The sequence below is a fragment of the Micromonospora sp. WMMD558 genome, assembly GCF_049315255.1.
Classification (GTDB): Bacteria; Actinomycetota; Actinomycetes; order Mycobacteriales; family Micromonosporaceae; genus Micromonospora.
This window is the reverse complement of sequence record NZ_CP186061.1, coordinates 1,548,456-1,565,603: the sequence shown is the minus strand read 5'-3', so window position 1 is coordinate 1,565,603 and position 17,148 is coordinate 1,548,456. Positions and strand designations below refer to the sequence as shown.

Sequence of the window (17,148 nt, the reverse complement as noted above, 5' to 3'; positions counted from 1 at the left end):
GGACCGTCGGGTCCGCTGGTCTCCCGGGGGCCGGCGGGAGGTCGCCGGTGCCCGCGGGCACGTCTGTACGGGCAGTCTCGCCCGTCGCCGCGCCACGCGCGGCTCTTTGCTCCGGCGCCGGCCGTACGGCGGCGGCACGGTGCGGAACGGGCCGCCGCCGGTGTCCCGACGGCGGCCCGGACGGCTCAGCCCTGCCGCTTGGCGGGGCGCCCCTTCTTCGGGTTGACCGGCTTGGCGCCGGGCTTCGGGCCGGCCACCTTCGGCGCGGCCGGCTTGGTCGGCGCCGGCGGGGCGGCCTTGCGGCCGAACAGCCCACCGGTCTTCGCCGGCTGCACCGGGTTACGCGCGCCCGACGTGCCCGTCTTGGCGGCGGTGACGCTCGGCGGCGGCGGGAACTTGCGCAGCACCCACTGCTGCTGGGCGAGCGTGAAGAGGTTGTTCGTGACCCAGTAGATGATCACGCCGATCGGGAAGATCGCGCCGGAGACGAGCAGCGACAGCGGGATGCCGTAGAGCATCAGCTTCTGGATCATCCGCTGCTGCGGGTCCTCCGCCCAGCCGGTCTTGAGGATCATCTGCTTGCTGGTGAGGTAGGTCGTGCCCATCATCACCAACACCAGGATGCCGGCCATGATCTTGACGGTGGTGCCGTTCGCCTGGAGCGCAGCCAGTTCCTCGGCGGTCGAGCCGAACTTGCCGGCGATCGGCGCGGTGAACAGCTTCGCGGCGGACGCGCTCTCGAACTGACCGATCGTCCAGCCGTAGAGGGTCTTGCCCGCCTCGCTCTTGCCCGGGTCGAGTCGGCGGAGCACGTGGAAGAGACCGAGGAAGACCGGGATCTGGAGGAACATCGGAAGGCAGCCCATCAGCGGGTTGGCCTTTTCCTTCCGGTAGAGCTCCATCATCTCCTTCTGGAGCGTCTCCCGGTCACCCTTGTGCTTCTCCTGCAGCGCCTTGACCTGCGGCTGGAGCGCCTGCATCGCCCGCTGGGACTTGATCTGCTTGACGAAGACCGGGAAGAGGATCACCCGGACGGTGACCACCAGGAAGATGATGGCGAGAATCCAGGCCCAGTTGGTGCCGAGCACCGCGGTGTCCGGTACCCCGATGGCGTCCCACGCCCGGTGCCAGACCAGCAGGATCCACGAGATCGCGTAGTAGATCCAGTCGAGACTCAATTTCTCAGGCTCCAGTCACATCGGCACGGCGGCGACCGCCCGGCTCCGGCACCGGGTCGAATCCACCTGGGTGGAAGGGGTGGCAGCGCAACAACCGCCGGACCGTCAGGCCGGCTCCCCGGAACGCGCCGTGGCGGCTGACCGCCTCGAGGGCGTACGCGCTGCACGACGGGTAGAACCGACAACGGGCCGGCAGAGCCGGACTTATCCACCGACGGTACGCGATGATGGGCCCGACCAGCACCCGGGCACCGGGTGACGTCGGGCGCGGCGCGTCCTGCCCCGTACTCACCGGGACCGCCGCCCACGCGGGGCGCGCGCGGCCGCGATCGCCGCGTCGAGGTCGGCGCCGAGCCGCTGGTACGACACGTCCGCCGCAGCCGGCGTGGCGCGCACCACAAGGGTGCTGCCCGCCGGCAGTTCGGCGAGCCGCTCGCGAACCAGGTGCCGCAGCCGGCGGCGGACGCGGTTACGGACGACGGCGTTTCCGACCGCCTTGGACACGACGAAGCCGGCGCGGGCGGGTGCGGGAATTTCCTCCGCACCGGTCCGCGCCGGCTCCGGCGAGATTGCGGCCGTCGGGGCGACCGGCAGGCTCAGGTGGACGACCAGGGCGCCGCGTCCGGCGCGCCGGCCACCGCGGACCGCTGCGGCGAAGTCAGTGCTGCGCCGCAGTCGCTGCGCGGCGGCCAGCACGACTGCCCACGTCCTGCGGATCGGACCCGGCCGGCGTTACGCCGCCAGGCGGGCGCGCCCCTTGGCCCGACGGGTCGAGAGGATGGCGCGGCCGGCACGGGTGCGCATGCGCAGCCGGAAGCCGTGGGTCTTCGCGCGCCGGCGGTTGTTCGGCTGGTAGGTGCGCTTGCTCACGTCAGGCTCTCCGTTGTCGTACGCCCCGGGCGAGGGGACCGCCGGGGTCGTGTCTGGTCCGGGTCACCTGGCGGTGACCTCCGATCGGTGCTGCCCGGCGGCGCGAGACCTCGGCGATGCGGGGAGGCCGCGGACAGCAAGCATCCATCACCCTAGCAGAGGGCGAGAGAGCAGCCGCTCCAGCCTACGCAGGGGCGCAACGACCGTCAAACACTCCCACCAGCGGCGACACCGACCAACCCGGGCGACCGAAGCGGCGCTTTTCGCGGATGCCGCCAACGGTGGCCGCGCGTCGCCGGTTGAAGGCGTGCCGACATCGCTGTTACCGTGCCCGATTGCGGTAAGAGGCTGTCGGGAGACCCCGGGCGAGCGAAGGGGTTCGTCGACAGCCTCTGGGCGTCGACAGGTGCGGTCGCCGCCAGCAGGGCAAGACCGGACAGGGCGGTGGATCGTTCGGCACGGTGTACCCGCTTCAGCGCCCGTTCTGGCAGGGGGCAGGTCCGACCCGCGTCCGGCGGGCGGCCACAATCGGCACGTACACAGGCTGTGGATAACTTGTGGACGAGGGTCGGTCGGCCGTCCGGGTGAGGGTGTTCCACCCGCTCGAACGCGGCGGGCCCGGGACGGCCGACGGGGAGAACGGCGGCGTCCGGGAGCAGAGGCGAGGGGGTGGCACGACGGTGGCCGGTACGACCGACCTTGCCGCGGTGTGGACGGCGACGACCGACGAGCTCGCCGACGAGATCATCTCCGCGCAGCAGCGGGCGTACCTGCGGCTGACCCGGCTCCGGGCGATCGTCGAGGACACCGCACTGCTCTCCGTCCCGGACGCCTTCACCCGGGACGTGATCGAGTCCCGGCTGCGCCCGGCGATCACCGAGGCGCTCACCCGCCGGCTGGGCCGACCGATCCAGGTCGCCGTCACCGTACGCGTGCCGGAGGACGCCTCCGGCCGCCCCGCGGGCACTGTCTACCGCAGCACCCCCGAGCCGGAGCCGGGCGAGGCGTACGGCGCCGGGCCGGACGGCCTGGCGCCGGAGGACGACGCCGGCCGGCAGCTCCCGTTGATCCCCGAGCAGGCGCAACCCGAACGGCGCATCGAGGAGCCGGCCGGACCGCCGCCCCCCGTCGCCGAGCGCGTCCCCGCGGTGGGCCGGGACGCCCAGGAGCCGTTGTTCGGCGACGCCTTCGCCGAACCGCCCCGTCCCGACCCTGCGGTCCGCCGGCCCGAGCGGCGCGGCTTCGACGAGCAGACGGCCCGACTCGACCCGACGGTGGACGGCCGCGCCTTCGACGCCCGGTACCGCCAGGACGGGGTGTCGCCGCGGGACCAGCACGTGATCCGGCCCCTGCCGCGGGACCTCGGCACCGACAGCGGGCCGGGACGGGTGGACCACCACCGGCCCGGCGGCCGGGACGACCGGCGGCTGCCGTCACCCGCGGACAGCGGCGGCAACCGGCTCAACCCGAAGTACATGTTCGAGACGTTCGTCATCGGCTCGTCGAACCGGTTCGCGCACGCGGCGGCCGTGGCGGTGGCCGAGTCACCGGCGAAGGCGTACAACCCGCTGTTCATCTACGGCAGCTCCGGGCTGGGCAAGACCCACCTGCTGCACGCCATCGGGCACTACGCCACGACGCTGGGCAACGCCCGCTCGGTGCGGTACGTCTCGACCGAGGAGTTCACCAACGACTTCATCAACTCGCTCCGGGACGACAAGACCAGCGCCTTCCAGCGCCGCTACCGGGACGTGGACATCCTCCTGATCGACGACATCCAGTTCCTGGAGAACCGGGAGCGGACGCAGGAGGAGTTCTTCCACACCTTCAACACGTTGCACAACGCCAACAAGCAGATCGTGATCACCTCGGACCGGTCGCCGAAGCAGCTCGCGACCCTGGAGGACCGGCTGCGGACCCGGTTCGAGTGGGGCCTGCTCGCCGACATCCAGCCGCCGGACCTGGAGACCCGGATCGCGATCCTGCAGAAGAAGGCGGCCCAGGAACGGCTCTTCGCCCCGCCGGACGTGCTGGAGTTCATCGCCTCGCGGGTGTCGAACTCGATCCGCGAGCTGGAGGGCGCGCTGATCCGGGTGACCGCGTTCGCCAGCCTCACCCGCTCGTCGGTCGAGCTGTCGCTGGCCGAGGAGGTGCTGCGGGACTTCATCCCGGACGGCGCCGGCCCGGAGATCACCGCGGACCAGATCATGGTCTCCACCGCCGACTACTTCGGGGTGAGCCTGGAGGACCTCCGGGGGCACTCCCGCTCGCGGGTCCTCGTCAACGCCCGCCAGGTGGCCATGTACCTGTGCCGGGAGCTGACCGACCTGTCGCTGCCCCGGATCGGGCAGGCCTTCGGCGGCCGGGACCACACGACCGTCATGCACGCCGACCGGAAGATCCGCCAGCAGATGGCCGAACGCCGCTCGCTCTACAACCAGATCGCCGAGCTGACCAACCGGATCAAGCAGACCACCTGACGTCTGTCCGCCCCCGTACCGATGACACCCGGCCGGTCCACCGGCCGGGTGTTCTGCGTTCTTCCAGGGCCAGGGCTTGACCCTCGACATGGTCGAGACCGCAGCATCCTGGGCGTGACCACCCACACTCCGGCTCGTTGTCCACACCTTGTTATCCACCGTCGGTGGAAAACTACCGTCCGTCCGCCGCCCGGTTACCCACAGGTTGTGGAGAAACCCTGGGGACGACGCTGTGGACGCCTGGGGACAACCTCGTCGTTGTCCACCGCGGACGGCACCCCTGTGGGGAAGCTGTTGAAGGTTCTGGGGATGACGCCGATCGACACGCGTCCGGTGATCCACAGGGCTGGGGAGAAAGTCGGTGGATTACCGGTGGACAACCGGTGGACAACCGTGGACAGCCTGGGGGCAGCCGCCGCCTGTGGATCGCGACACGGGTTGTACCCCTGGTTCTCCACAGCGAAACCACCGGTGGATAACCTGTCTGACCTGCGCGGACGACGGTTCTCCACAGTTTGCACAGGTGCGATGAAGACGACTAGTTAGATCTTCTAAGACAACAAAAACCAATCATCACCGTTGGACTTCCTGTGGATCGGGCCGAAGGCCGCCGTCGGCGGCTCGCCGGCACCGGGACGGCACGGGGTCGGGCGCACAGCCGATGCCCATGCGCCCTAAGGTGCGATGGGTACCCGCACGCTCAGGCGGGTCGGTAGGCAGCGGTCGGCATGAGAGAGTTGTCGCTGACGTCGACGCGGAGGCATTGATGAAGTTCCGAGTGGAGCGTGACGCGCTCGCCGAGGCCGTGGCCTGGACCGCGAAGAGCCTGCCCAACCGGCCGTCCGTGCCGGTGCTCGCCGGCGTGATGCTGCGGGTCACCGACGGCAACCTGCAGGTGTCGGGGTTCGACTACGAGGTCTCCAGCCAGGTGACCGTCGAGGTGCAGGGGGACGCCGACGGCGCCGCCCTGGTCTCCGGCCGGCTCCTCGCCGAGATCACCAAGGCGCTCCCGGCCAAGCCGGTCGACATCGCCGCCGTCGGCGCCCACCTCGAGCTGGTCTGTGGCAGCGCCCGGTTCACGCTGCCCACCATGCCGGTGGAGGACTACCCGAGCCTGCCGGAGATGCCGGAGAGCGCCGGCACGATCGACGCGGCCGCCTTCGCCGCCGCCGTCGCCCAGGTGGCCGTGGCCGCCGGCCGGGACGAGACGCTGCCGATGATGACCGGGGTACGCATCGAGCTCTCCGGCCGCACCCTGTCGATGCTCGCCACCGACCGCTACCGGCTCGCCCTGCGCGAGATGGAGTGGAACCCGGACGACTCCGAGATCAGCCTCAACGCGCTGGTGCCGGCCCGGACCCTGCACGACACGGCGAAGGCCCTCGGCCCGCTCGGTGGCCAGGTGACGATGGCGCTGTCCCAGGGGGCCGCCGGCGAGGGCATGATCGGTTTCGCCGGAGGTACCCGTCGCACGACCAGCCGGCTGCTCGACGGCGCCAACTACCCGCCGGTGCGCTCGCTCTTCCCCGCCAGCCACAACGCGCAGGCCCAGGTGGCGGTGAGCACCCTCATCGAGGTGGTCAAGCGCGTCGCGCTGGTCGCCGAGCGCACCACGCCGGTGCTGCTGAGCTTCAGCGCCGACGGGCTGGTCGTCGAGGCCGGCGGCACCGAGGAGGCGCGTGCCAGCGAGGCCATGGAGGCCACCTTCACCGGCGACCCGCTGACCATCGGCTTCAACCCGCAGTACCTGATCGACGGCCTCACGAACCTGGGGGCCCAGTCCGCCGTGCTCTCGTTCGTCGACGCCTTCAAGCCGGCGGTGATTTCGCCGGCCGGCGAGGATGGCGAGGTTCTGCCCGGGTACCGGTACCTCATCATGCCGATCCGCGTTTCCCGCTGATCGCACCCGAGTAGAACCACGACGCACGGAGGTACGGACAGATGCAGCTCGGCCTGGTAGGGCTCGGCCGGATGGGCGGCAACATGCGCGAGCGGCTGCGCGCCGCCGGCCACGAGGTGGTCGGCTTCGACCACAACGCGCAGCTGAGCGACGTCGCGAGCCTGGCGGAGCTGGCGGAGAAGCTGGAGGCCCCCCGCGCCGTCTGGGTCATGGTCCCCGCCGGCGTCACCGACGCCACCATCGACGAGCTGGCCGACGTCCTCGGCACCGGCGACATCATCATCGACGGCGGGAACTCGCGGTTCAGCGACGACGCCCCCCGCGCCGAGCGGCTCAACGACCGCGGCATCGGGTACATCGACGTCGGCGTCTCCGGCGGCGTGTGGGGCCGGCAGAACGGGTACGCCCTCATGGTCGGCGGCTCCCAGGAGCACGTCGAGCGGCTCATGCCGATCTTCGAGGCCCTCAAGCCGGCCGGTGACTTCGGCTTCGTCCACGCCGGGCCGGTCGGCGCCGGGCACTACGCCAAGATGGTGCACAACGGCATCGAGTACGGGCTCATGCACGCCTACGCCGAGGGCTACGAGCTGCTGACCGCCTCCGAGCTGGTGACCAACGTCCCCGGCGTGTTCAAGTCGTGGCGCGAGGGCACGGTCGTCCGTTCGTGGCTGCTCGACCTGCTCGACCGCGCCCTCGACGAGGACCCGGAGCTCGTCGAGTTGAGCGGTTACACCGAGGACACCGGCGAGGGCCGGTGGACGGTGGACGAGGCGGTCCGGCTCGCCGTCCCGCTGAACGTCATCACCGCCTCGCTCTTCGCCCGGTTCGCATCCCGCCAGGACGACTCGCCCGCCATGAAGGCCGTCGCCGCGCTGCGACAGCAGTTCGGCGGGCACGCCGTCCGCAAGCGCTGACGCCCGTCCACAGCCCGTGTACGTCCGCCGGCTCGAACTGGTCGACTTCCGCTCGTACGAGCGGGTCGGCGTCGACCTCGAACCGGGGGCGAACGTCCTCGTCGGCCCCAACGGCGTCGGCAAGACCAACCTCGTCGAGGCGCTGGGCTACGTGGCGACCCTGGATTCGCACCGGGTCGCCACGGACGCCCCCCTCGTCCGGATGGGCGCCACCTCGGCGGTCATCCGCTGCGCCGTGGTGCACGAGGGGCGCGAGCTGCTGGTCGAGTTGGAGATCGTCCCCGGCAGGGCCAACCGCGCCCGGCTCGGCCGGTCCCCGGCCCGCCGCGCCCGGGACGTGCTCGGCGCCCTGCGCCTGGTGCTGTTCGCCCCGGAGGACCTGGAACTCGTCCGGGGCGACCCGGCCGAACGCCGCCGGTACCTCGACGACCTGCTGGTGCTCCGCCAGCCCCGGTACGCGGGGGTGCGGGCCGACTACGACCGGGTGGTCAAGCAACGCAACGCCCTGCTGCGCACCGCGTACCTCGCCCGCAAGACGGGCGGCTCCCGCGGCGGGGACCTGTCGACCCTCGCGGTCTGGGACACGCACCTCGCGCAGCACGGCGCCGAGCTGCTCGCCGGCCGCCTCGAGTTGGTCGGCGCGCTCACCCCGCACGTCACCAAGGCGTACGACGCGGTGGCCGCCGGCAAGGGCGCCGCGGGCATCGCGTACCGGCCGTCGGTGGAACTCGCCGAACCGACCACCGACCGCGCCACCCTCGCGGCGGCGCTGACCACCGCGCTCGCCGAGGCCCGGGCCGCCGAGATCGAGCGGGGCACCACCCTGGTCGGCCCGCACCGTGACGACCTCGCGCTGACGCTCGGCCCGCTGCCCGCCAAGGGGTACGCCAGCCACGGGGAGTCCTGGTCGTACGCGCTGGCGCTCCGGCTGGCCGGGTACAACCTGCTGCGAGCCGACGGCATCGAGCCGGTGCTGGTGCTCGACGACGTCTTCGCGGAGCTCGACACCGGCCGGCGGGAACGCCTGGCCGACCTGGTCGGCGGTGCGAGCCAGCTGCTGGTCACCTGCGCGGTGGACGACGACGTGCCGGCGCGACTGCGCGGCGCCCGGTACGCCGTCGGCGAGGGGACGGTGCACCGTGTCGGATGATCCGCAGCCGGGCACCACCGGCCCGGTGCCGGGACACACGGCCCCGGCCGGGGCGGACGGTGCGCGTACTCCCTCGGGAGCCGGCGGCCGGGGCGGCCGCGCGGGCCGCCGGGGCGCGACCGGCGCGGCGGTCGGCCGGACGACGTCCGACGGCGACCGCCCCGGTCCCCGGCCGGGACCGGACCCGGACCGGCCGGCCGGTGGTGACGCGCCGCAGGGCGCGGACGCACGGCCCGCCGGAGGGGACCGCACGGCCGGATCCGGTCGGAGGGGCGCACCGGCGACGGACCCCGCAGGCGCGACCGGGGGCACCGGCTCTGGCGAGGCCGGGGAGCTGCCGCCCGGGGCGGCCGGGCCGCAGCTCGCGCGGGCGGTGCTCGACGCGGCGAAGGCCCGCCGGGAAGCGGCGGCGAAGACCCGGCGACGCACCCCGGGTGGCGGCGGTGACGGCAGCGGCGAGCGGCGGCTGCGCGGCTACTCCGGGCCCGGGCCGGACCCGCGCGACCCGCAGCCGCTCGGCGTGGTCCTGGATCGGCTGGTGAAGGCCCGGGGCTGGCAGCAGCCGGCGGCCGAGGCGACCGTCTTCGGGGCCTGGGAGCGGGTGGTCGGGCCGGAGGTCGCCCAGCACAGCCGGCCGGTGAAGCTGGAGGACGGCGAGCTGACCGTCGAGGCCCGGTCCACGGCATGGGCGACCCAGCTCCGGCTGCTCGCGGGCTCGCTGCTCCAGCAGATCGCCCGTGAGGTCGGCCACAACGTGGTGCGCAGGCTGCACATCCACGGGCCGGCCGCGCCGTCCTGGTCGCGCGGGCCGCGCCGGGTGCGCGGGCGTGGACCCCGCGACACGTACGGCTGAGGTCAGTTGCCGCGCCGGGCCTCCCGCTCGGCGCGCTTGCGCTCCCGCTGCTCGCGGCTCCACTGCTTGCGTCGTTCGAGGTCCTGCTTCCACCCCTCCCGGGCCTGGTACGAGCCGCCCTGTACCGCGCCCTGTACCTCGGCGGGGCCGGCGAAGTACCGGTAGGCCCAGGCCATGAGGCGGCCGCCCTCGCCGGGGACCTTGGGTTCGTTCTTCTCCGTGCTCATCCGCCGGCCTTCCTGACGAGGATCATTGGTGTGCAAACGATTGGTACACCAATCGTTGGTATGATCGCAACGATCACGTGAGGAGGCGACGGTGTCAGAGCAGCTCGACGGGGATCCCCTGGCGCTGGAGCAGCAGGTGTGCTTCGCGCTCTCCGTCGCCGCGCGCGGCGTCGTCGCGGTCTACCGCCCGCTGCTGGAGCCGATGGGCCTGACGCACCCGCAGTACCTGGTGATGCTGGCGCTCTGGCAGCACGCGCCGCTGAGCGTCCGGGAGCTGAGCCGGCTGCTCCAGCTCGATCCCGGCACGTTGTCGCCGCTGCTCAAGCGCCTCGAAGCCGCCGGCTACGTGCGGCGGGAGCGTGACTCGGCCGACGAGCGGAGCCTCGCCGTCACGCTCACGCCCGCCGGCCGGGCCCTCCGCGAGCGGGCGGAGCAGATCCCGCCCGCGATCGTCGAGCGGCTCGGGCTGCCACTGGCGGACCTGCGGCACCTGCACTCGGTGCTGACGAGCGTCATCGCGGCGGCCGGCCGCGCCGTGGCGACCGGCCCCGGCACGACCGACGACGCCGGGACGGCCGGCCCGGCGGGGTCGACCACGCCGTGACGCCGGTTCCGGCGCGACTCACCCGGCCGTGACCGCCGGTTCGGGGGTGGATCGGCGCCTCAGGCGTCGGCGTAGACCGCGAACCCCCGGTCGGCGCAGCGGCGGTAGAACGCGGCGAGCACGCTCAGCTCGGCGCACGTGAAGGTCCACTGCGGCGGGTCGCCGTTCTCGTCCCGCAGCCGGTCGAGCCGGCTGTCCAGCCAGCGCAGCTGCTGCTCGGCCAGGCGTCCGTCGCCCAGCAGTGAGCGCAGCACCTCGCTGACCGACTCGAAGGTGACCGCCTCGCCGACCGGGCGGTGGCGGGCCACGAACTTCTCCACCCCGTCGGCGATCCACGAGCAGCCGTCCGGGTCGATCACCGGATCCTCGTCCTCGGCTGAGTTCTCTGTGGCGTACAGCACATTCTCCAGCCCGAGGATCAGGTCGACCAGCTCGGTGTACGCGGTCGCCCGCACCGTGCCGGTCTTCGCGATCAGCTCGGCGAGCGCCGCGGTTGGCGCCGAGATGCGTGGCATGTCCACGATTTCGCCGAAGTCGACGAACTCGGCCGGTGCGACCGGGTCGTAGAAGCGGCCGGTCCGCGGCCAGTGCACCGCGACGTTGTCCAGCCCCATCTGGCGTCACCTCTCAAGACCGTGTCCGTTCGAACGGGTCGATCGTCCGGTTCCCGCCCCCAAAGATCAAGCCACCGTTCGTCGCGGCGTGGGACACGCCGGGCGCGGGACCGCCGGACGGCCGGTGCGGGCCGTCGATCAGGGTCACGCGTGTAGGGGGAGTCGCGGATGGCGACGTTCGGGCCGCTATGGAGGTCTGAGACGCCCCGCAGGGGTGCCGAGTGGTGGTTCTGTCGCTCGCGCACAGTAAGATTGACGCTGAGACGAAGACCCGGTGCGGAGCGACGAGACACGGGGCCGGTGCGGGCCCGCGATCATCGTCCCACGTCGGGTCGAGCCGATCGCGATCCGCGGGCAACCGCGGCGACCGGCGCGTTCGACCCGCAGCCCGGATGAGTCCCCGGCGCGCCGGTCCGCGTGCCGACGTCGCGTCCTGTCCGCCGAACCCCGCGTCCGGCGCGCCACCCGGCGCGCGCAACGGCGCGAGAAAGTGGCCGAGGGTGGCAGCGCAGGACAAGCAGGAGTACGGCGCCGAGTCGATCACCGTCCTCGAAGGGCTGGAGGCGGTCCGGAAGCGCCCCGGTATGTACATCGGTTCCACCGGTGAACGCGGTCTCCACCACCTGGTGTGGGAGGTCGTCGACAACGCGGTGGACGAGGCGCTGGCCGGGCACTGCGACACCATCGACGTGGTGCTGCTCGCCGACGGCGGGGTCCGGGTCACCGACAACGGCCGCGGCTTCCCGGTCGACCTCCACCCGAAGCTCAAGAAGCCGGGCGTCGAGGTCGCCCTGACCGTGCTGCACGCCGGCGGCAAGTTCGACGGCAAGGCGTACGCCGTCTCCGGCGGTCTGCACGGCGTGGGCGTCTCCGTCGTGAACGCCCTCTCCACCCGGATGGCCGTGGAGATCCAGAAGGACGGCTACTTCTGGCGGCAGTCGTACACCAACTCCAAGCCCACCCCGCTGGAGAAGGGCGAGCCCACCAACGCCACCGGCTCGGCGGTCGCCTTCTGGCCCGACCCGACGGTCTTCGAGACCGTCGAGTTCGACTTCCAGACCATCTACCGGCGCCTCCAGGAGATGGCCTTCCTCAACCGCGGCCTCACCATCCACCTCCTCGACGAGCGGGTCGCGGAGGGCGAGGAGGGCAAGCAGCGCGAGGTCACCTTCTGCTACAAGGGCGGCATCGCCGACTTCGTCCGGCACCTCAACGCCTCCAAGAACCCGATCCACAAGACGGTGGTCGAGTTCGGCGCCGAGGAGGAGGGCATGTCGGTCGAGATCGCCATGCAGTGGAACGAGTCGTACGGCGAGTCGGTCTACACCTTCGCCAACACGATCAACACCCACGAGGGCGGCACCCACGAGGAGGGCTTCCGGGCCGCGCTGACCAGCGTCGTCAACCGCTACGGCGCCGACAAGAAGCTGCTCAAGGGCGACGAGAAGCTCTCCGGCGAGGACATCCGCGAGGGCCTGGCCGCGATCATCTCGGTGAAGCTGGCCAACCCGCAGTTCGAGGGCCAGACCAAGACCAAGCTCGGCAACACCCCGGTCAAGAGCTTCGTCCAGCGCGTCTGCAACGAGTGGCTGGTCGACTGGCTGGACCGCAACCCGGCCGAGGCGAAGATCATCATCCAGAAGGCGTCGCAGGCCGCCCGCGCCCGCATCGCCGCGCAGCAGGCCCGCAAGCTGGCCCGGCGCAAGTCGCTGCTGGAGTCCGGCTCGATGCCGGGCAAGCTGGCCGACTGCCAGTCCACCGACCCGCGCGAGTCCGAGGTCTTCATCGTCGAGGGCGACTCCGCCGGCGGCTCGGCCAAGCAGGGGCGCGACCCGCGTACGCAGGCGATCCTGCCGATCCGCGGCAAGATCCTCAACGTCGAGAAGGCCCGCATCGACCGGGTCCTCAAGAACAACGAGGTCCAGGCGCTGATCACCGCGCTCGGCACGGGCATCCACGACGACTTCGACATCGAGAAGCTGCGCTACCACAAGATCGTGCTGATGGCCGACGCCGACGTCGACGGTCAGCACATCCAGACGCTGCTGCTCACCCTGCTGTTCCGCTTCATGCGGCCGCTGGTCGAGTTGGGCCACGTCTACCTGGCCGCACCGCCGCTCTACAAGATCAAGTGGAACAAGAAGGGCGACGACGCCCAGTACGCGTACTCCGACCGGGAGCGCGACGGGCTGATCGCCCTGCGCCAGCAGAAGAAGCCCAACGCCAAGCCGGACGACATCCAGCGGTTCAAGGGTCTCGGCGAGATGAACTATCCCGAGCTGTGGGAGACCACGATGAACCCGGCCACGCGTACGCTGCGTCAGGTCACGCTCGACGACGCGGCAACCGCCGACGAGTTGTTCAGCGTGCTGATGGGTGAGGACGTCGAGGCGCGCCGCTCGTTCATCCAGCGGAACGCCAAGGACGTGCGGTTCCTGGACATCTGACGCCCGCTACGGCCCGGCCGGCCATCCACCGGCCGGGCCTACGGGTCCACAGAGTTATCCACAGCCTGGCCGGTTTCCACAGCCGTTATCCACAGCAGGAAAACGACTCTGAGTCTGATAAGGGTTAACAAGTGACCGATACCCCCGAGTCCACACCGAACGAGCCCGAGGTCCCCGAGACCGTCGGTGCCGTCGTCGCGCACGACCGCATCGAGCCGGTCGGGCTCGAGGTCGAGATGCAGCGCTCCTACCTCGACTACGCGATGAGCGTGATCGTCGGGCGCGCGCTGCCGGACGTCCGGGACGGGCTCAAGCCGGTCCACCGCAAGATCCTGTACGCGATGTTCGACTCGGGGTATCGGCCGGACCGCGGCTACGTGAAGTGCTCCCGCGTCGTCGGTGACGTGATGGGTCAGTTCCACCCGCACGGCGACTCGGCGATCTACGACGCGCTGGTCCGGATGGCGCAGCCCTGGTCGCTGCGCTACCCGCTGGTCGACGGCAACGGCAACTTCGGATCGCCCGGAAATGACCCGGCTGCGGCGATGCGTTATTGCCTCACAGGATTTGCCCGAATTCGTACCGCTGAGGGCAGCGTGCGGATCGGCGACCTCGTGGCTGACGCGACGCCGAGCAGCGAGACCGACATCGACCTCAAGGTCCGGGACCGCAACGGCGACCTGGTCCGCGCGTCGAAGTTCTTCCACTCCGGCGAGCACCCGACGCTGCGGCTGCGCACCCGCGAGGGGTACGAACTGACCGGTACCCACAACCACCCGGTGCTCTGCCTGGTGGACGTGGCCGGCGTGCCGACCCTGCTGTGGAAGCTGCTCGCCGAGATCGCCCCCGGTGACCGGGTGGTCCTCCAGCGCAGCGTGCCGGACGAGATCGGCTACCCGATGCTGGAGCATGTCGAGGCAGCCGTCCTCGCTGGCGCCGTTGTGAGCGAGGGCTGGGTGTCCGAGGGGCGGGCCGGCTTCAACAACGTCGACCGCGACTTCTTCATCCGGGTGCTGGCCGCCTACGACCTCGCGGTCGGCGGCCCCCGGTACGTCAGCGAGCGTGTGATCGCCTCGGGCAGCACGCTGCACGAGGTGGACGTGCAGGACGTCACGGCACTACGGGACAGCATCCTCGGCGAGTTGGTGGGCGTGCGCAGCGCCGGCAAGTTCGTGCCGGAGTTCGTCTGGCGCGGCCCGGCCGCGGTCAAGCGCGCGTTCCTCCAGGCGCTGTTCGAGGGCGACGGGTCGTCCTCGCTGCTGCCGCGTCACACCATCCAGATCTCGTACTCCACCCGCAGTGAGCGGCTGGCCCGTGAGGTGCAGCAGCTCCTGCTGGAGTTCGGCGTGGTCAGCCGGCAGTGCCGGTACGACGACGGTGAGATCAAGGTCGTCGTCACCAACCGGCGGGACGCGCGGATCTTCGCCGCTCACGTCGGCTTCCTCGGCCGCAAGCAGGCCAAGCTCGAAGCGGAGCTGGCGGCGGTGCCGGTGAGCAGCAGGGCGCTGTCCGGTGACTTCGTGCCGCTGGTCGGCGACTTCATTCGGGAGCACGGTGCGAGCCGCTGGACCGAGCGGGACTGGCTGCGCCGGCACAACGTCGACCGGGTCGAGCGCTGGGAGCGGGACCGGGACGAGATCGCGACCCGGATCACGAACGCCGAGGTGCTCGAGGTGGTCGAGCCGCTCGTCGACGGCCGCTTCTACTACGCCGAGGTGACCGGCGTCGCCGACGCGGGAGTACAGCCGGTCTACAGCATCCGGGTGGACACCGAGGACCACTCCTTCGTCTCCGACGGCTTCGTCAGTCACAACACCGAGTGCAAGCTCGACCCGCTCGCCATGGAGATGCTGCGGGACATCGACGAGGACACCGTCGACCTGCAGGACAACTACGACGGCCGGGCCAAGGAACCGACCATCCTGCCGTCGCGGATCCCGAACCTGCTGATCAACGGGTCCGAGGGCATCGCGGTCGGTATGGCGACCAAGATCCCCCCGCACAACCTGCGGGAGATCGGCGCGGCCGTCCAGTGGTGCCTGGAGAACCCGGAGGCCGACGAGGCCACCACCCTCGAAGCGCTGCTGGAGATCGTCAAGGGCCCGGACTTCCCGACCCACGGCCTGATCGTCGGCCAGGCCGGCATCCAGGACGCGTACCGCACCGGGCGGGGTTCGATTCGGATGCGCGCGGTGGTGGAGGTCGAGGAGGACAAGCGGGGCCGGCCGGCGCTGGTGGTCAGCGAACTGCCGTACCAGGTGAACCCGGACAACCTCGCCGAGCGGATCGCCGAGCTGATCAAGGAGGGCAAGCTCGGCGGGATCGCCGACATCCGGGACGAGTCCTCCGGGCGTACGGGCATGCGGATCGTGCTCGTCCTCAAGCGCGACGCGGTCGCGAAGGTCGTGCTGAACAACCTCTACAAGCACACCCAGCTCCAGGAGACCTTCGGCGCGAACATGCTGGCGCTGGTCGACGGGGTGCCGCGCACACTCAACCTGGCTCAGTTCATCCGCTACTACGTCGAGCACCAGATCGAGGTCATCCGCCGGCGGACGGCGTTCCGGCTGCGCAAGGCGGAGGAGCGGGCGCACATCCTGCGCGGTCTGGCGAAGGCGCTGGATGCGCTCGACGAGGTGATCGCCCTGATCCGGCGTTCGCCGACGGTCGACGACGCCCGGCAGGGCCTGATCCAGCTGCTGGACATCGACGAGGTCCAGGCGACCGCGATCCTCGACATGCAGCTGCGCCGGCTGGCCGCCCTGGAGCGGCAGCGGATCCTCGACGACCTGGCCAAGCTGGAGCTGGAGATCGCCGACCTCAAGGACATCCTCGCGAAGCCGGAGCGGCAGCGGAGGATCGTCTCGGAGGAGCTGGGGGAGATCGTCGCGAAGTGGGGCGACGAACGGCGTACGCAGATCATCCCGTTCGACGGCGAGGTCTCGATGGAGGACCTCATCGCCCGCGAGGACGTGGTGGTCACGATCACCCGGACCGGGTACGCGAAGCGCACGAAGGTCGACGCGTACCGCTCGCAGCGGCGGGGCGGCAAGGGTGTCAGCGGTGCGTCGCTGCGTCAGGACGACATTGTCAGCCACTTCTTCGTGTGCTCGACGCACGACTGGATCCTGTTCTTCACCAACAAGGGGCGTGTCTACCGGGCCAAGGCGTACGAGCTTCCGGAAGCCAGTAGGGTGGCCAAGGGCCAGCACGTGGCCAACCTGCTCGCCTTCCAACCCGACGAGCAGATCGCGCAGATCATCGAGATTCCGAACTACCAGGTGGCGCCCTACCTGGTACTGGCCACGAAGAACGGCCTGGTGAAGAAGACGAAGCTCGAGGAGTTCGACTCCCCTCGGTCCGGCGGCATCATCGCGATCAACCTGCGCGATGAGGACGAGTTGGTCGGGGCCGCGCTCGTCGCCCCCACCGAGGATCTGCTGCTGGTCTCCAAGAACGCGCAGGCGATCCGCTTCAACGCTTCGGACGAGGCGCTGCGGCCGATGGGCCGGGCGACGTCGGGTGTGATCGGGATGCGGTTCAGCGAGGACGACGTGCTGCTCGCCATGGAGGTCGTCCGGGAGGGCATGGATGTCCTGGTGGCCACGAACGGGGGGTATGCGAAACGCACCCCGATCGAGGAATACCCGGTGCAGGGCCGGGGAGGTAAGGGCGTGCTGACTGCGAAGATCACCGAGCGACGCGGTGGTCTGGTCGGCGCTGTCGTGATCGACCCGGACGACGAGCTGTTCGCGATCACCAGCAACGGTGGGGTCATCCGGACTCCGGTGAAGCCTGTACGCCGTACGCGTGATCGGAACACAATGGGGGTCAAGCTGATGGACCTCCCGGATGGCGTGACTATCGTGGCGATTGCTCGCAATGCCGACGAGCCTGACGAACAGGACTAG

At 70.9% G+C, this 17,148-nt stretch carries 14 protein-coding genes; 8 read left to right on the top strand and 6 right to left on the bottom strand.

Annotated features, from left to right (window positions below; all coding sequences use genetic code 11):
• Nucleotides 1-185: 185 nt before the first annotated feature.
• The 4 genes from yidC to rpmH are packed head-to-tail and all read right to left on the bottom strand — an operon-like array spanning nt 186 to nt 2,048.
• On the bottom strand, nt 186-1,178 hold the full coding sequence (yidC, locus tag ACN26Y_RS07610) for a membrane protein insertase YidC (protein WP_422734522.1): 993 nt from the start codon (nt 1,176-1,178) through the stop codon (nt 186-188).
• A gap of 4 nt (nt 1,179-1,182) precedes the next feature.
• A complete protein-coding gene (gene yidD / locus ACN26Y_RS07605; protein ID WP_155329603.1) occupies nt 1,183-1,470 on the bottom strand; it encodes a membrane protein insertion efficiency factor YidD in 288 nt (95 codons plus the stop codon).
• Entirely contained in the window at nt 1,467-1,874 is a 408-nt protein-coding gene (gene rnpA, locus ACN26Y_RS07600) for a ribonuclease P protein component (protein WP_422734521.1), read from the bottom strand. Before rnpA ends, yidD begins: the two co-directional genes overlap by 4 nt.
• A gap of 36 nt (nt 1,875-1,910) precedes the next feature.
• On the bottom strand, nt 1,911-2,048 hold the full coding sequence (gene rpmH / locus ACN26Y_RS07595) for a 50S ribosomal protein L34 (RefSeq protein WP_155329601.1): 138 nt from the start codon (nt 2,046-2,048) through the stop codon (nt 1,911-1,913).
• 680 nt (nt 2,049-2,728) lie between these two features.
• Here rpmH and dnaA point away from each other — a divergent pair.
• The 5 genes from dnaA to ACN26Y_RS07570 all read left to right on the top strand — a co-directional run bounded on the left by dnaA (nt 2,729) and on the right by ACN26Y_RS07570 (nt 9,345).
• Nucleotides 2,729-4,528 carry a chromosomal replication initiator protein DnaA gene (gene dnaA / locus ACN26Y_RS07590; protein ID WP_155329600.1) on the top strand — a complete coding sequence of 600 codons (1,800 nt, stop codon included), beginning with the start codon at nt 2,729-2,731 and terminating at the stop codon, nt 4,526-4,528.
• 766 nt (nt 4,529-5,294) lie between these two features.
• Complete coding sequence (dnaN, locus tag ACN26Y_RS07585; protein WP_155329599.1) at nt 5,295-6,428, top strand: DNA polymerase III subunit beta; 1,134 nt, start codon at nt 5,295-5,297, stop codon at nt 6,426-6,428.
• Between the two features lie 41 nt (nt 6,429-6,469).
• Nucleotides 6,470-7,342 carry a phosphogluconate dehydrogenase (NAD(+)-dependent, decarboxylating) gene (gene gnd, locus ACN26Y_RS07580; RefSeq protein ID WP_155329598.1) on the top strand — a complete coding sequence of 291 codons (873 nt, stop codon included), beginning with the start codon at nt 6,470-6,472 and terminating at the stop codon, nt 7,340-7,342.
• Nucleotides 7,343-7,358: 16 nt separating this feature from the next.
• Nucleotides 7,359-8,492, top strand: coding sequence for a DNA replication/repair protein RecF (gene recF / locus ACN26Y_RS07575; protein WP_155329597.1), 1,134 nt, complete (start codon nt 7,359-7,361; stop codon nt 8,490-8,492).
• Between the two features lie 334 nt (nt 8,493-8,826).
• Nucleotides 8,827-9,345, top strand: coding sequence for a DUF721 domain-containing protein (locus tag ACN26Y_RS07570; protein WP_155333979.1), 519 nt, complete (start codon nt 8,827-8,829; stop codon nt 9,343-9,345).
• 2 nt (nt 9,346-9,347) lie between these two features.
• Here ACN26Y_RS07570 and ACN26Y_RS07565 read toward each other — a convergent pair whose 3' ends face one another.
• Nucleotides 9,348-9,572, bottom strand: coding sequence for a hypothetical protein (locus ACN26Y_RS07565; RefSeq protein ID WP_155329596.1), 225 nt, complete (start codon nt 9,570-9,572; stop codon nt 9,348-9,350).
• Nucleotides 9,573-9,663: 91 nt separating this feature from the next.
• Here ACN26Y_RS07565 and ACN26Y_RS07560 point away from each other — a divergent pair, with 91 nt between their 5' ends.
• Nucleotides 9,664-10,176, top strand: coding sequence for a MarR family winged helix-turn-helix transcriptional regulator (locus ACN26Y_RS07560; RefSeq protein WP_155329595.1), 513 nt, complete (start codon nt 9,664-9,666; stop codon nt 10,174-10,176).
• A 59-nt stretch (nt 10,177-10,235) separates the two neighbouring features.
• Here ACN26Y_RS07560 and ACN26Y_RS07555 read toward each other — a convergent pair whose 3' ends face one another.
• Complete coding sequence (locus ACN26Y_RS07555) at nt 10,236-10,790, bottom strand: hypothetical protein (RefSeq protein ID WP_155329594.1); 555 nt, start codon at nt 10,788-10,790, stop codon at nt 10,236-10,238.
• A 392-nt stretch (nt 10,791-11,182) separates the two neighbouring features.
• Here ACN26Y_RS07555 and gyrB point away from each other — a divergent pair, with 392 nt between their 5' ends.
• Together gyrB and gyrA are read left to right on the top strand one after the other, a co-directional pair.
• On the top strand, nt 11,183-13,237 hold the full coding sequence (gene gyrB, locus ACN26Y_RS07550; RefSeq protein WP_422734520.1) for a DNA topoisomerase (ATP-hydrolyzing) subunit B: 2,055 nt from the start codon (nt 11,183-11,185) through the stop codon (nt 13,235-13,237).
• A 131-nt stretch (nt 13,238-13,368) separates the two neighbouring features.
• The gene (gene gyrA, locus ACN26Y_RS07545; RefSeq protein WP_422734519.1) at nt 13,369-17,148 is read left to right on the top strand and encodes an intein-containing DNA gyrase subunit A; all 3,780 of its coding nucleotides are present in this window, start codon (nt 13,369-13,371) and stop codon (nt 17,146-17,148) included.

Bases quoted from the DNA above. Each gene is read 5' to 3' on its own strand.
- dnaN (WP_155329599.1), top strand. From the start codon at position 5,295: ATGAAGTTCCGAGTGGAGCGTGACGCGCTCGCCGAGGCCGTGGCCTGG.
- ACN26Y_RS07555 (WP_155329594.1), bottom strand. From the start codon at position 10,790: ATGGGGCTGGACAACGTCGCGGTGCACTGGCCGCGGACCGGCCGCTTC.
- gnd (WP_155329598.1), top strand. From the start codon at position 6,470: ATGCAGCTCGGCCTGGTAGGGCTCGGCCGGATGGGCGGCAACATGCGC.
- ACN26Y_RS07565 (WP_155329596.1), bottom strand. From the start codon at position 9,572: ATGAGCACGGAGAAGAACGAACCCAAGGTCCCCGGCGAGGGCGGCCGC.
- gyrB (WP_422734520.1), top strand. From the start codon at position 11,183: ATGAGTCCCCGGCGCGCCGGTCCGCGTGCCGACGTCGCGTCCTGTCCG.